This window comes from Streptomyces hesseae (genome assembly GCF_031845785.1).
In the GTDB taxonomy this organism is placed as follows: Bacteria; Actinomycetota; Actinomycetes; order Streptomycetales; family Streptomycetaceae; genus Streptomyces; species Streptomyces hesseae.
Map to the genome: position 1 here is coordinate 1 of NZ_JAVRFI010000066.1, position 476 is coordinate 476.

Annotated in this window: 1 protein-coding gene; it reads left to right on the forward strand. The window is 47.5% G+C overall.

Annotation, left to right across the window (positions count from 1 at the left end; all coding sequences use genetic code 11):
- Positions 1 to 476: aldehyde dehydrogenase family protein (locus RM609_RS34750; protein WP_311616583.1), on the forward strand; the 476-nt coding region annotated here is incomplete at both ends.

The following is a 476-nucleotide window of genomic DNA, read 5'->3' on the forward strand; positions in this document are numbered from 1 at the left end:
GTTATATCGCGGATGGCAGTGCGCAAGATGTTCACGCGGCGGTTTGCATTGCTCGTGAAACCTTTGATGAGGGCTGCTGGAGCGGTTTGTCCCCTCAAGAACGTAAACAGGTCATGTTACGTTGGGCACAATTAATTGAAAAACATAGCGAAGAACTAGCGGCATTGGATTGCGTCGATGCAGGTAAGCCTATCACTGAATGTTTAAATACGGATTTACCCGCAACAGTCGAAACGTTTTATTGGTATGCAGAAGCTATCGACAAACTGTTTGGCAAAATTGCGCCAACTGGGCGTCAAGAAATGGGGTTAATTGTTCATGAGCCTATCGGGGTCGTGGGCGCTGTTTTGCCATGGAACTTTCCTGCACAAATGTTTGCCTGGAAAGTCGCGCCGGCGTTAGCGGTTGGTAATTCTGTGATTGTGAAACCTGCCGAATTAACCTCATTGAGTGCTTACCGTATGGTTGAACTTGCT